Annotated in this window: 13 protein-coding genes; 3 read left to right on the plus strand and 10 right to left on the minus strand. The window is 71.2% G+C overall.

Annotated elements, in window-relative coordinates:
- Positions 1-11: 11 nt before the first annotated feature.
- The 5 genes from ACWEN0_RS26755 to ACWEN0_RS26775 all read right to left on the minus strand — a co-directional run bounded on the left by ACWEN0_RS26755 (position 12) and on the right by ACWEN0_RS26775 (position 4,441).
- Positions 12-440 carry a cupin domain-containing protein gene (locus ACWEN0_RS26755; protein WP_451978952.1) on the minus strand — a complete coding sequence of 143 codons (429 nt, stop codon included), beginning with the start codon at positions 438-440 and terminating at the stop codon, positions 12-14.
- A gap of 43 nt (positions 441-483) precedes the next feature.
- On the minus strand, positions 484-864 hold the full coding sequence (locus tag ACWEN0_RS26760; RefSeq protein WP_451978955.1) for an Rrf2 family transcriptional regulator: 381 nt from the start codon (positions 862-864) through the stop codon (positions 484-486).
- Positions 865-903: 39 nt separating this feature from the next.
- A complete protein-coding gene (locus ACWEN0_RS26765) occupies positions 904-1,605 on the minus strand; it encodes a hypothetical protein (protein ID WP_451978958.1) in 702 nt (233 codons plus the stop codon).
- A gap of 19 nt (positions 1,606-1,624) precedes the next feature.
- Positions 1,625-3,526: a LamG-like jellyroll fold domain-containing protein gene (locus ACWEN0_RS26770; protein WP_451978961.1), complete on the minus strand. Its 1,902-nt coding sequence runs from the start codon at positions 3,524-3,526 to the stop codon at positions 1,625-1,627.
- A gap of 102 nt (positions 3,527-3,628) precedes the next feature.
- Positions 3,629-4,441 (minus strand): LuxR C-terminal-related transcriptional regulator, encoded by an 813-nt coding sequence (locus ACWEN0_RS26775; RefSeq protein ID WP_451978964.1) that lies wholly within the window; start codon positions 4,439-4,441, stop codon positions 3,629-3,631.
- 104 nt (positions 4,442-4,545) lie between these two features.
- On the opposite strand from ACWEN0_RS26775, the gene ACWEN0_RS26780 reads away from it, so the two are divergent.
- Positions 4,546-6,237, plus strand: coding sequence for an AMP-binding protein (locus tag ACWEN0_RS26780; protein WP_451978967.1), 1,692 nt, complete (start codon positions 4,546-4,548; stop codon positions 6,235-6,237).
- A 13-nt stretch (positions 6,238-6,250) separates the two neighbouring features.
- Here the strand turns inward: ACWEN0_RS26780 and ACWEN0_RS26785 are convergent, their stop codons facing one another.
- The gene (locus ACWEN0_RS26785; RefSeq protein WP_451978970.1) at positions 6,251-7,204 is read right to left on the minus strand and encodes an SdiA-regulated domain-containing protein; all 954 of its coding nucleotides are present in this window, start codon (positions 7,202-7,204) and stop codon (positions 6,251-6,253) included.
- 11 nt (positions 7,205-7,215) lie between these two features.
- Complete coding sequence (locus ACWEN0_RS26790) at positions 7,216-8,247, minus strand: LacI family DNA-binding transcriptional regulator (RefSeq protein ID WP_451978974.1); 1,032 nt, start codon at positions 8,245-8,247, stop codon at positions 7,216-7,218.
- A gap of 112 nt (positions 8,248-8,359) precedes the next feature.
- On the opposite strand from ACWEN0_RS26790, the gene ACWEN0_RS26795 reads away from it, so the two are divergent.
- Positions 8,360-9,112 (plus strand): polysaccharide lyase family 7 protein, encoded by a 753-nt coding sequence (locus ACWEN0_RS26795; RefSeq protein WP_451978977.1) that lies wholly within the window; start codon positions 8,360-8,362, stop codon positions 9,110-9,112.
- 81 nt (positions 9,113-9,193) lie between these two features.
- On the opposite strand, the gene ACWEN0_RS26800 is transcribed toward ACWEN0_RS26795, so the two are convergent.
- From ACWEN0_RS26800 to ACWEN0_RS26810, 3 genes are all read right to left on the minus strand, one after another.
- Complete coding sequence (locus ACWEN0_RS26800) at positions 9,194-10,087, minus strand: TIGR03619 family F420-dependent LLM class oxidoreductase (RefSeq protein ID WP_451978980.1); 894 nt, start codon at positions 10,085-10,087, stop codon at positions 9,194-9,196.
- An 87-nt stretch (positions 10,088-10,174) separates the two neighbouring features.
- The gene (locus ACWEN0_RS26805) at positions 10,175-10,942 is read right to left on the minus strand and encodes an SDR family oxidoreductase (protein ID WP_451978983.1); all 768 of its coding nucleotides are present in this window, start codon (positions 10,940-10,942) and stop codon (positions 10,175-10,177) included.
- Positions 10,943-10,950: 8 nt separating this feature from the next.
- Positions 10,951-11,835, minus strand: a complete 885-nt coding sequence (locus ACWEN0_RS26810) for an NAD(P)H-binding protein (protein ID WP_451978986.1) — start codon at positions 11,833-11,835, stop codon at positions 10,951-10,953.
- 90 nt (positions 11,836-11,925) lie between these two features.
- Between ACWEN0_RS26810 and ACWEN0_RS26815 the strand changes: the two genes are divergently transcribed.
- Positions 11,926-12,456 carry a winged helix-turn-helix transcriptional regulator gene (locus ACWEN0_RS26815; RefSeq protein WP_451978989.1) on the plus strand — a complete coding sequence of 177 codons (531 nt, stop codon included), beginning with the start codon at positions 11,926-11,928 and terminating at the stop codon, positions 12,454-12,456.
- The last annotated feature ends 180 nt before the right edge of the window (positions 12,457-12,636 follow it).

Genomic DNA, 12,636 nt, shown 5'->3' on the forward strand with positions numbered 1-12,636 from the left:
GTGCGGCCGCCTCAGTCCTCGGGCACGTCGACCGGGGACCAGAGACTCGGGAGGTTGACCACGATGCCCTCCTGGCTGCTGCGCGCGATGATCACGACCGCCTCTTCGTCGGTCGGGTTCTCCTCGCGGTGGGGCACGTACGGCGGCACGAAGATGTAGTCCCCGGGCCCGGTTTCGATGCGGATTTCCTCGTCGCCGTCGGCGAAGACGAACACGGGGTGGCCGGACTTGACGTAGATCGCCGTCTCGGCCTCGCCGTGGTGGTGGTCGCCGGAGTTGGTCACCGGCGCGACGTGCGTCTCGCCCATCCACACCTTCGACGACCCGACGGTCTTGCCGGAGATCGCCTCCAGCCGGGTCATCCCCGTCGTCTGGTTCGTGTCGCCGGTCAGGTCCGCGCCGCGGATGTGGCGCAGCGGCTGGTGCCACAGGTCGGTCATCGAAGATCCTTTCAGGTCGCGACGCGGGGCGGGCGCCGCACTTTCAAGCAAGTTGGCGAGCGTGGTCGCGCGCAGAAGTGCGTCGAGCCTGGCTTCGAAGCCGCGGCGTGAGCCCGGCGGCCGTGCCGTGGTAGGCCGGCGCCGGGCGCGGCTCGCCGCGGACGGAGAGGAACTCGCCGTCGACCACCACGACGACGTCCCGCACGGTGACCAGCCCGGCCTGGCGCAGGTCACTCATGACCGCCTTGATGAACCGGGCCGGGATGTCCTGGGCGGAGGCGACGGCCGCGCAGGTGATCGGCCGCGAGGTGTCCGCGGCGAGCTCCAGCGGCACCCTGATCGCGTAGTCCGCCCTGGCCGAGATGCGCATACCCGCCATCATCCCCGGACCGGCGCCGGGGCGCTCGTCCCGGCGCGCAGCCATGCCAGGAATTGGACGACCTCGGCGGCGACGCTGCGGTGGTCATCGAGCGCGTCGTGGCGGCCCCGACGACGAGCACGAACCGGGCCCGGGCCAGGGCGAGGCGCGCGGACGGCGTCGTCGACCTGTCGGCCGGTACTGCTCGTATAGGCCGTAGCCGAAGATGATCCAGAAGGAGTGGAACGTGTCGAAGAGGGCGGCGTGCTCGCTGTGTTTGTTCGACGACAGCGCGTAGACGATGTTCGAGGCGGGGCCTTTGTTGCCCTGTCCGCTGCCGAAGCCGTAACTGCTGCCGATCAAGTTCTGGGCCCACAGGCGGAAACCGACGTACGCCGGCGTCGCGAGGAAGAACACCACGGCGCACGCGAGCGTGACGACGTCGGTGTACCCAAGCCACAGCACGTCGAGCGGGAGCCCCGTCACCTTGCCGGCCAAGTGCACCAGCCACGGGCTGAGCATCCGAAGCGCGAACGGGTTGTCGACCTGAGCTCCGGTGTGCTCGGACATGGCGTAGTAGTTGAGCGCGTCGCCCCAGGCTTTCTCGTGCGCCCGCACGTCCAGCGAGGCGTAGGAGATGAAGTTGATCAGCGAGACCATGGCCAGCGTCAGGTACACGGCCGCCCGCCGGGCGGTGGTCTCTCGCAGGACGGGAACGGACGGCTTGATCGCTGTGGTCGCCGCCAGAGCCGGCACCTGGACGTCGAGGTTCGTCGGCAGGGCCGGTGGCAGCGGGTGGTCGACCACGTCACCCGCTGCCCGCCGGTCACTTGGTCATGAACTCGTCCAGCCGCAGCGCTCGGTTGACGATCCGGACGTCGCCGATCCAGCCGTGGAATACGTTGTCCAGGGCTCCGCCGTACTCGTGGCCGCCCAGCAGCCAGGGCAGGCCCAACGACGCGATGCCCACCGAGTCCGTGAACGGGTTGTCCGCCACGGGGGCGCTCTCCACGTAGACCTTCGTGTGGTGGCCGTCGTTCACCACCGCTAGGTGCCACCACTGCTCTTCCGCCAGGCCGTGGCTCCAGTTGGTCGTCGGGTACGTCTGGCTCAGTGGGTAGCAGTTGAACTGGACCTCGCGGCCGTTGTTCGTGGTCATCAGCTGGGCCACCGGCTCCTTCGGGTCGGTGTTCTTGCCGTGCTTGCCCGCGGCGCCCGACGCGCCGCGGCGGACCAGGACCGGCATGTTGCCGTTGATCCCGCCGTCCCAGTCGCGGGGGATCTTCACGAAGGTCTCGATCGTGTAGCCGTGCTCGAACGTCTCCGTGTTCAGCGGGGCCCGCGGGCCCGTCGTCAGATACGCGCCGTGCAGGGGGCTCTTGCCGCCCATGAACCGCAGGCTCGCGTGACCCGGTTGGTCGGGGTGGTGGTCGTCGGTCCGGGTCAGGGCGTCCGGGGTCGTTCCGGCGACCGGCTGCAGCGTCAGGTCGTTGCCGTGGCCCGACAGGTCGCGCACCTGCCGGACGGCGCTGTCAACGTTGTCAAAACGCCAGTACGCGAGCGTGCCCGGCACGAGGACCTGGCCGGCCGGACGCGCCGGGCGGACCGGCACCGGGATGAAGCCCGCGAAGCGCTGCTCGAAGTCGAACGGGATCGAGAAGCGGTCGACCGCCGTGGTGAGGCGCGCCTCCAGGACCTCCATGCGGTTGCGCTTGGCCGGGTCCTTCTCGAGGATCCACGGCGAGACCGTCTCGACGTCGATCGTGTTCCGGTCCAGGTCGAAGTGGTACAGCCGCAGCATGCCGCCGCCGCTCATGTAGCGGTTCTGGTAGTTCGTGATGTGCAGGTGGACGTCGTGGCCGGCGGTGTTCTTCTTCGTCACGCGGCCCGACGGCCAGTAGTGGCCGTTGAGCGTGAGGAAGATCTGGTCGTTGTCCTTGATCAGCGAGTCCCACACGGTCTGGCCGTAGCCGCTGAAGTCGGCGTTGTTCTCGGGGTCGCCGGACTCGTACGGGTAGACCTCGTCGCCGTAGGTCGGCCCGACGATCTCGTGGCAGGTCAGGATCACCGGCAGGTGCGGGTGCCGCTTGATGACATCGTTGGCAAAGGCGAAGCCGGCGGCCGAGGTGCGCCAGTCCATGGCCAGCAGCAGCCACTCCCGCCCGGCGGCGCGGAAGACGTGCGCGGTGTTGTAGCCGCTGGCGTCGGAGCCGAGGAAGGACTTCTGCCGGCGGAACCGCTGCGGGCCCATCGTCTGCAGGTACGGCGTGGTGCCGCGGGTGTCGTCACCGGACACGTCGTGGTTGCCGGCGAGCACGCTGTAGGCGACGCCGGCCGAGTCGGCGATCTTGAACGTCTTGTCGACAGCTTGGAACGACGTGACGTCGGCGTCCTGCGTCAGGTCGCCGAGGTGGGCCAGGAAGACGATGTTGTGGTCCGGTTTTCCGCTGTTCTCGATCACGTACCGCAGCGACGCTTCCTGCGGCTCCGGGTTGAGGCTGTTCTGGCTGCCCCAGTAGAGGTACTGGGTGTCCGGCATGACGGCGACGGTGAACTGGCGGCTCTCGCCGTCCGGCTTCCACCGGCCGCCGCCTCGGTTCGCTGTGTCCGCGGGGTCGGCTTCGGCGGGCGGGACGCCGAGCGCGCCCAGTGCCGTCGCGCCGACGCCGGCGAGCCCCGCGTTGCGCAGGAAGGACCTTCGGGTCGGGCCTGCCTGGTTTTCGGGCATGGTTTTCCTCATTCGGGTTTCCGGGGAGAATTCTTCAGCACCCGGACGCTATTCCCGTCTGCTTGAGCCGATGCGAACAGCAGGTGGCCGGATCGCGACGGTTCAGCGGAGGATGCCGAGCCGGCGCGCGGCGAGGACGGCTTGGTGACGGTTGTGCACGCCGAGCTTGGCCATCGAGCTCCGCAGGTAGGCCTTGACGGTCTCGGCCTTGAGCGCGAGCCGCTCGGCGGCCTCCGCGTTCGTGCAGCCGAGCGCCACCTGCTCGAGGACGTCGAGTTCGCGCCGAGACAGCGTGCTCTCCGCCGGTTCGGCCGGCGTGAACCGGCCGCACGCCCGGAGCAGGCGGTCGCGGAGCGGGCCGGCCGGGGTGCCGGCCGCGATTTCGGCCAGCTCGGCCCGCAGCTCGCGGAGCTGGTCCGCGGCGCCCGAATCGGCCGTGCCGAGCAGCTCGAGACGGCGGTCGACCTCGTCGCGGACCGCCAGCTCGCGCGCCATCCGGCCGGCGATGCGGAGCAGGACGTCGTTCGCGCGGTCGCCGAGCGGCAGGCCGGACCGGACCGCCGCGTACAGGACGCCGTGCACGCGGCCGTGCGTCGCCACCGGGACGGCGATCGTGGCGTGGATGCCCTCGGCCAGCACGGGGTCGTCGTAGTCGTGGGTGATCGTCCGGGCGGCCCGGTAGTCGGCGACCCCGTGCGGGCGCACCCGGTCGAGCACCGCGCCGCCGACGCCCTTGCCCGGTTCGACGTGCAGGCCGCGCAGGCCCGCCGAGCGCGAGCCCAGGAAGTGGGACAGCACCAGCCGGCGGTCGGTCACCTGGCCGGCGAAGGCGAGTGGCACCCCGGTGTGCCGGCGGATCCCGCGCAGGGCGTGGCGGTAGAGGTCGTCGTCGGCCGGTCGGAGCACCCCGGACACCCTGACCTCCTCGTCGAGTCCGCCCGGCGCCACCCCTGACCGGGGGTAGCGAGCCGGGTCACGCGGTTCGGATGATACGGCCTCGCACTCGACGAGGAGGCCCGATGACCACTGACTCCGCCGCGCTGTTCCGGTCCGCGCGCCGGTTCCTGCTGGAGCACCGCGAAGATCACGACGCCGCGGTGGCGGGGTTCCGGTGGCCCGAACTGGCCGAGTTCAACTGGGCCTTGGACTGGTTCGACGCGCTCGCCACCGACCCGGACTCCGCCGCGCGCCCCGCGCTGTGGCTGGTCGAAGAGGACGGCAGCGAGGCGAAGTACACCTTCGCCGAGCTGCGCGGGCGCTCGAACCGCGTCGCGAACTGGCTGCGGGCGCGCGGCGTGGGCCGCGGGGACCGGCTGCTGCTCATGCTGGGCAACCAGGTGGAGCTGTGGGAGGTGCTGCTCGCCGCGATGAAGCTCGGCGCCGTCGTCATCCCCGCGTCCACGCTGCTCGGGCCGGCGGACCTGCCCGACCGCGTCGAGCGGGGCCGGGTCCGCCACGTCGTGGCCCGCGACCGCGACGCGGCCAAGTTCCCGGCCGGCGATTTCACCCGCATCGCCGTCGGTGGGCCGGTCGAGGGCTGGCTGCCCTTCGCCGACGCGTACGGGAGCGAGCCGGAGTTCGCCGCCGACGGGCCGACCCGGGCGTCGGACACCTTGCTGCTGTACTTCACCTCCGGCACGACCGCGCTGCCGAAACTGGTCGAGCACACCCACGCCAGCTACCCGGTGGGGCATCTGTCCACTATGTACTGGATCGGTCTCGAACCCGGCGACGTCCACTTGAACATCTCCTCGCCGGGCTGGGCGAAACACGCGTGGAGCAACGTCTTCGCGCCGTGGAACGCGGGCGCGACGGTCTTCGTCCACAACTACGAACGCTTCGACGCCGTCGCCCTGATGGCGCAGATGGACCGCTGCGGGGTGACGAGCTTCTGCGCGCCGCCGACGGTGTGGCGGATGCTCATCCAAGCCGATCTCACGGCGCTGAAGGCGCCGCCGCGGAAGGTCGTCGGGGCGGGGGAGCCGCTGAACCCCGAGGTGATCGAGCAGGTCGAGAAGGCCTGGGGCGTCACCGTCCGCGACGGCTTCGGCCAGACGGAGACGACGGTCCAGATCGCCAATTCGCCCGGTCAGCCGCTCAAGCCGGGGTCGATGGGCCGGCCGATGCCCGGCTACCCCGTCGTGCTGGTCGACCGGGCGACCGGCGAGGTCGGCGACGAGGGCGAAATCTGCCTCGACCTGCGCGAGCGGCCGCTCGGGCTGATGGCGGGCTACCTCGACGACCCCGAGCGCACCGCCGAAGTTCTGCGGGACGGCTTCTACCACACCGGTGACGTCGGCAGCCGCGACGAAGACGGCTACCTCACCTACGTCGGCCGGGCCGACGACGTGTTCAAGGCGTCGGACTACCGGATCTCGCCGTTCGAGCTGGAGAGCGTGCTGCTCGAACACGACGCCGTCGCCGAGGCCGCGGTCGTGCCGTCGCCCGACCCCGTGCGGCTGGCGGTGCCCAAGGCCTACGTCGTCCTCGCCGCCGGGTACGAGCCCGACGCCGGCACGGCCGCGGCGATCCTGCGGTACGCACGAGAGAACTTGGCTCCCTACAAGCGCATCCGCCGCCTGGAGTTCGCCGGACTGCCGAAGACGATCTCGGGGAAGATCCGCCGGGTCGAGCTGCGGCAGCGGGAGGAAGAGCTGCACGCCGGGGACGGCTCGGTGCCCGGGGAGTACTCCGAGCGTGACCTCGGATGACGCCGGCGGTGACTCACGAGCAGGGCAAGGTCCCGCCGCGCAGGGCATGGCCCTTGTCCGCGCTGTCGTCGGACCACAGGACCGGCTTGGTGCCCGACTGGCACGACGGCCCGATCGCGAAGCCTTCGTTGTTGTAGTCCGGCATTCCGCTCGGGCGGGCGTACGTGGCCGTCGGGGTGAACTGGCCCTGGGGCGAGATGTCGAGCGTGGTCGACTGGCCGTGGCAGGTGTTGTCGCACTCCGCCCACAGGTGGCCAGTCTGCGGCTCGAACTCCAGGTCCATCACCGCCGGCAAGCCGCTCGGGAACGTCGCCACGCGGGTGTAGTGGTCGCTCGTGAGGTCCAGCGCGTACGCGTAGATCGCGCCCGTCGATTCGAGGCCCACCAGGTACAGGCCCTGGCCGTGGTTCGGGTAGGTCGCCGGGGTGTAGGCGGCTCCCGTGTGGTCGTCGCGGAAGCCGTGGGCGGTGAGGTGGCTGTCCGGGATCCAGGAGATCGCCTCGATGCCTTTGTTGGCCTCGGAATCCGGCAGGTCGGTCGTGAGGTTCCACGTGCCGGTCGCGTTGGGGGAGTCCGACGACGGGTCGTAGCGGAGGATCTGCTGGAGGCTGCGGTCCTTGTCGTCGTTGTCGCGCTCAGTCGCCGCGAAGACGCCGTCTCCGGTCCTGACGACGCCCTCGGCGTCGGGGTCGCCGCCGCCGTCGGCGTAGTGCAGCGCCCGGCCTTTCCCGTCGGGCGTCCAGTTCGCGCCGTCGGGGACCAGGCGGTAGAGCGTGCCGGGGCCGTTGCGCACCGCCCACAGCACCGCCGGGCTCTCGAACGAGAGGCCGCTCAGGTTCTCGCCGAACGTGTCCTTGGCGTCCGCGTCGTGCACCGCGGAGCTGCCCGGCCAGGCGGTGGTGGCCGCGGCGGCCGGGGCGCCGGACAGCGTCAGGGCGGTGACGGCCAGGACGGCGAGTGTGCGCATGGACGGTCCTTTCAGCGGGGCGGGGCGGTCGAGTCGCGGACGACGAGTTCGGGGCGGAAGAGCAGGGATTCGCCCGCTTCCGGCGTCCTGCCGTCGATGCGGTCGCGGAGGTGGGCGAACGCCGCCGCGGCCATCCGGGCGACCGGCTGGCGGACGGTCGTCAGCGGGGGTGCGGCCAGGTCGGCCAGCATGATGTCGTCGAAGCCCGTGACCGAGACGTCCGCGCCGACCCGGAGGCCGGCGTCGCGGAGGCCCGCGCAGACGCCGAGGGCGCAGAGGTCGTTGATCGCGACGACCGCCGTCGGCGGGGCGGGTTCGGCGAGGAGCCCGGTGACGGCCGCGCGGCCCACCCCCGCCATGTCAACGTCCCCGTAGGCGCGGTCGTCCGCCACCGGGCAGTCCGAAGTGGACAGTCCGGCGGCGGCGAGCGCGCCGCGGAACCCGCGCAGCCGTTCGGTCCGGTTGACGCTGGCCAGCGAGCCGGAGACGAACGCCAGCCGGCGGTGGCCCAGGTCGATCAGGTGCCGCGTGGCCAGCCCGCTGCCCACCGCGTTGTCCACCGCGACGTTCACCAGCCCCGGCGGGTCGTCGGGCTGGGCGGTGCGGTCGAACGCCACCAGCCGCATGCCGCGCTCGACCAGCGACGTCACGTGGGCCAGGGAAGGGAGCGCGGAGCAGAGGACGACGCCCCGGACGCCGTCGTCCCACAGCTCTTCGAGGTAACCGCGTTCGCGCTCGGGCTCGCGCTCGCTGTTGCACAGCAGGACGTGGTAGCCCTCGGCCAGTGCGGCGCCTTCCAGGTGCCGGGCGAAGGTGCCCCAGAACGGGTTCGCCACCGACGGCACGACCAAGCCGACGACGCGGGCGCGGCCGGTGCGCAGCTGTCGGGCCGCCTGGTTCGGCCGGTACCCCAGCCGGGAGATCGCGTGCTCGATCCGGGTCCGGGTGCCCGCCTGCATGCGGCTCGTGCGGCCGTTCAGGTAGTTGGACACCGTGCTCGGCGAGACCCCGGCCGCTTCGGCCACCTGGTAGATCGTCACCACGGCGTGAGTGTATCGGTGTACCGGCAAAAGTGCTGCTCTTGATGTTTTTGATGTACCGACCTAGCGTGTTCGTCGATCAACTTGGTAAATCGATGCACCGAGTGGGGGTCCGATGAGGGTCCGTGCGGTTCTGGTGGGGTGCTGCGTCGCCGGGGCGAGCCTCGCGGGGGTGTCCGGCGGTACGGCCGCCGCGGCGTCGTGCCAGTACCCCGCGCAGGTCCTCGACCTGGCGAACTGGAAGGAGACGCTGCCGATCGGGTCGGCCGGCAACCCGGCCGAGATCCGGCAGCCCGCGCTGGCCACCTACGTCAAGTCGCCGTGGTTCGTGCCCACCGCCGGGTGCGACGGCGTGCAGTTCCGGGCCGCGGTCGACGGCGTGACGACGAGCGGCTCGAAGAACCCGCGTTCCGAGCTGCGCGAGATGACGGGCAACGGCCGCGAAGACGCGTCGTGGTCGTCGACGTCGGGCACGCACACGATGACGATCTCCGAGGCGGTCACGAACCTGCCCGCCGGCCGGCCGTACGTCGTGGCCGGGCAGATCCACGACGCCGACGACGACGTCGCGGTGTTCCGCCTCGAAGGCGGCGATCTCTACGTCACCAACGGCGACGACAGCCACTACCAGCTCATCACGTCCGGCTACGTCCTCGGCACGACGTTCGAGGCCAAGTTCGTGGTGAGCGGCGGGAAGATCCAGGCGTACTACAACGGCGAGCTGAAGGCGACGATCGCGAAGAAGTTCTCCGGGGCCTACTTCAAGGCCGGGGCCTACACCCAGGCCAACTGCGGCACCAGCTCGCCCTGCGACGAGGGCAACTTCGGCCAGGTCGTGATCCGCCGGGTGACGGTCACCCACCGCTGACGCGCGACGTCGCCTCCGCGAACTCGCGAGCGCCGGCGGGATGACCCCTCCGGCCGCAAGCACGGCCGGAGGGGCCTGCGGTCAGCCCTTCGCGGTCAGCTCCAGCAAGCGGCCCGTGAGGTCGAGGTGCTCCTCCACGGTGCTCGTCAGGTAGGTCAGGTCGACGAACGTGTGGTCCGGCTCCAGCACCGAGACGATCTTCGTCACGGACTCGGCGATCAGCTCCGGTTCCGTTTCCGGCGCGGCGTTCACCCGCAGCGCCAGGCCGAGCGCCTGCGGGTCGCGGCCGGCCTTTTCGGCGTCGGCGCGGAGCTTGGCCACCGTGGACGTCAGGACGTCCGCCGGGAACTGCTCGGGCACCGACCAGACCGGCAGCCAGCCGTCGGCGCGCTCGGCGACGCGGCGCAGGGACTTCTCGCCGAAGCCGGCCAGGTGCACCGGCGGCTTGCGGACCGGCTTCAGGTCGACGTGCGACTCCGCGATCGTGTAGCCGACGCCCTCGTGCGTCACCGTCTCCTCGGTCCACCAGGTCTCGAGCAGGTCGAGCAGGTCGTCGAGCCGCTTGCCGCGCTCGGACATCGGGATGCCGACGGCCGCGTACTCGTCGGGCGACCAGCCGATGCCCAGGCCCGGCAGCAGCCGGCCGTTGCTCGCCACGTCGATGCTGGTCAGCAGCCGCGCGAAGTTCGCGGGCTGGTACTGGGTCGCGTTGATCGTGCTGGACCCGAGGATCGCCGTCTCGGTCACCGCGGCCGCGACGGCCAGTGCGGTGAACGGGTCCTGCGCCGTGTGGAACTCCTCGGGCATGGTGTCGTAGCCCGGGTAGGGCACCACCGGCGCGACCGGCGACAGCAACCGGTCACCGACCCACAGGCTGGCCGCCCCCGCCTGTTCGGCTTCGCGCGCGTACCGGGCGATCCCGCCCGGCGTGGCCGCCGCCTTGCCGAACACCGGAAGGCTGAACCCCAACTTCATGAATTCTCCCCTGAAGAGTGAACGGACCGTGCCGGTCCTGACACCACTAGTACTCCCGTCTAGTTGCCCGTTCAAGTATCTTGCGGGCTACCAGTCGATCTCCACGGGCAGGAACGGCCGGTCCTCCGGTGCTTCTTTGCGCGCCCGCAAGGCTTTCCCGGCCGGGGCGCCGACCGGCACCCGCAGCGGAGGAGTCGTCTGCTCGATCGTGGAGGCGACCGCGACGGCCACTTCCTCCGGCGTCACCGCTTCGCCGCGAAGGGCCGGAAGTGCCTTGTAGAGCGCCGCATAGGGGTCCTCTTCCGCGACGAACACCTTCGCGCGCTCGGCGCCGCCCGAGGAGACCGCGCCCGGCTGGACGATGCTCACCTTGACGCCGAAGTGACCCGTCTCCAGCGCGAGCGTCTCCGCGATCGCCTCCAGCGCCCACTTGCTGGCGCCGTACGGGCCGATGACCGGCAGCACCAGCCGGCCCTGGACGCTCGAGACGAAGACGAGGTGACCCGTCCCGCGTTCGCGCATCGCCGGCAGCACGCCTTGGGCGACCCGCAGCGCGCCCAGGGTGTTGAGCCGGAACAGCCGCTCGACTTCGGCGAGCGGAACGCTTTCCAGTGGCGACCGGACGGTCTCGCCGGCGTTGCTCACCAGGACGTCGACGACGCCGGCCTCGCGCAGCGCCTGGTCGACGCTGTCCTGGTCGGTGACGTCGAGGCGCAGGCGCGCCGCGACGGGGAGGTCGGCGAGCGCCTCCGGCCGGCGGGCGGTGGCGATCACCCGGTGCCCGCGGCGCGTCAGTTCGAGCGCGATGGCGCGGCCGATGCCCCGGGAGGCACCGGTGATCAGGATGGACGACATGGTGCTCCTCAGGGGACGAAGTAGGGGCCGCTGCCGGCGAAGGCGGCCTTGTGGGCCAGGACGAACTGCTCGACCGACTGCGGGGCCCGGCCGCCGATCCGCTCGACGACGTCGTTGGTGCCCGCGAACACGCCGTTGCGGTAGTCGATCGCGACGTGGCCCAGGTGCTGCACCAGGTGCGCGGGAAACCCGCGTTCCGTCATCGCCGTGGTGAACTCCTCGACGCTGATCGGCTCGTAGCGCACCGGGAGGCCGAGGGCGGCGGCCATGGCGCGGGCGATCTCGTGGTGGTCGAGCTCGACCGGGCCGTGCAGGGAGTACGCGGCGCGGTCGTGCGGCTCGGGGTCGGTCAGGACCGCGGCGATCACGCGGGCCTGGTCGGCCGCGGCGATCGGGGCGTGCCGGCCGTCGCCGAACGGGAGACGCAGGCGGCCTTCGCCGGCCCGCAGTTCCCACCACGTCGGCAGCCACTCGGCGAAGAACGTCGGCCGGAGGTGGGTGGTGAGCAGCGGGGTCCGGTCCAGCAGGCGTTCGGCGAGCCAGTGCTGCCGGGCCGCGTTGCTGCGCGCGTCGCGGCGGGCGGAGATCTGCGACATGCCGACGACCGATCGGACGCCGGTTTCCGTGGCCGCCTGGGCGAAGACGGCGGTCGCTTCGAGCAGGCCTTCGCGGATCGGGTAGCAGAAATAGGCGCCGCTGATCCCGCGCAGGGCGGCCGTGACGCCGTCGAGGTCCAGGAAGTCCGCTTGGACCACCTCGGCGCCCGCCGCGGCGAGTGCGCGCGAGCGTTCGTCGTCCCGGCGGACCATGGCCCGGACCTGGTGGCCGCCGGCGAGCAGCAGGTCGATCGTCGCGCGCCCGGTCTTGCCGGCCGCGCCGGTGACGAGGTACATCGCATCCTCCCGTGGAGTTCATTCACTGAACCAGGTCACCGTAGCACGACGCAGTTCAGTGAACGAACTGCGAGGGCGTACGCTGGGGACATGGCCCTTCCGAGCACCTACTCCGACCGCAACTGCTCGCTGGCGCGGGCGCTGGAGGTCGTCGGCGAGCGGTGGACGCTCCTGATCGTCCGCGACGCGTTCTTCGGCGTGCGGCGGTTCGGGGACTTCGCCGCCCAGCTCGGGATCCCGCGCGCGGTCCTCACCAGCCGGCTGAAGTCCCTCGTGCGGGAAGGCGTCCTGGTCCACGCGGACGGCGAATACCGGCTGACCGACAAGGGCCTCGCGCTGTGGCCGGTCGTGCGCGCGCTGATGGGCTGGGGCGACGCGTTCTACTCGCCGGCCGGCGAGAAGCGCACGGTCCGGCACGACCGGGACGGCGGCCTGCTGGATCCGGACGGCCGGTGCCGCGACTGCGGCGCGGTGGTCCCGGTGCCCGAGATCCGGATCGAGCCGGGCCCGGGCTTCGAGCCGGCGCCCGGCGAACCCGACGCGGTGTCGGCGGCGATCAACACGCCGCGGCGGCTTCTCGAACCGGTGCTTACCACAGCCGAAAAACGAAAAGAATGGTGATTCCCGCGATTTTCCCGGTGTTCTTACTCCATTCGTGCTGAGAGAACACCAAGACGATCAACTTAGGTTGTCGGCGTCAGCGACCTTTTCCCCTAGCCCGGCCGGTGCCGTTCCCGGTTAGCTCATATCCGGAGCACCGCGCGGGCGGTCCGCCCGCGACGGAGGGGGAAATCGATGAGC

Source organism: Amycolatopsis sp. NPDC004378, from assembly GCF_053602455.1.

Excerpts from the sequence above, each read along its gene's own strand:
- ACWEN0_RS26810 (WP_451978986.1), bottom strand. The coding sequence starts at position 11,835 with ATGTACCTCGTCACCGGCGCGGCCGGCAAGACCGGGCGCGCGACGATC.
- ACWEN0_RS26760 (WP_451978955.1), bottom strand. The coding sequence starts at position 864 with ATGGCTGCGCGCCGGGACGAGCGCCCCGGCGCCGGTCCGGGGATGATG.
- ACWEN0_RS26795 (WP_451978977.1), top strand. The coding sequence starts at position 8,360 with ATGAGGGTCCGTGCGGTTCTGGTGGGGTGCTGCGTCGCCGGGGCGAGC.
- ACWEN0_RS26805 (WP_451978983.1), bottom strand. The coding sequence starts at position 10,942 with ATGTCGTCCATCCTGATCACCGGTGCCTCCCGGGGCATCGGCCGCGCC.
- ACWEN0_RS26780 (WP_451978967.1), top strand. The coding sequence starts at position 4,546 with ATGACCACTGACTCCGCCGCGCTGTTCCGGTCCGCGCGCCGGTTCCTG.
- ACWEN0_RS26800 (WP_451978980.1), bottom strand. The coding sequence starts at position 10,087 with ATGAAGTTGGGGTTCAGCCTTCCGGTGTTCGGCAAGGCGGCGGCCACG.
- ACWEN0_RS26755 (WP_451978952.1), bottom strand. The coding sequence starts at position 440 with ATGACCGACCTGTGGCACCAGCCGCTGCGCCACATCCGCGGCGCGGAC.
- ACWEN0_RS26815 (WP_451978989.1), top strand. The coding sequence starts at position 11,926 with ATGGCCCTTCCGAGCACCTACTCCGACCGCAACTGCTCGCTGGCGCGG.
- ACWEN0_RS26785 (WP_451978970.1), bottom strand. The coding sequence starts at position 7,204 with ATGCGCACACTCGCCGTCCTGGCCGTCACCGCCCTGACGCTGTCCGGC.
- ACWEN0_RS26770 (WP_451978961.1), bottom strand. The coding sequence starts at position 3,526 with ATGCCCGAAAACCAGGCAGGCCCGACCCGAAGGTCCTTCCTGCGCAAC.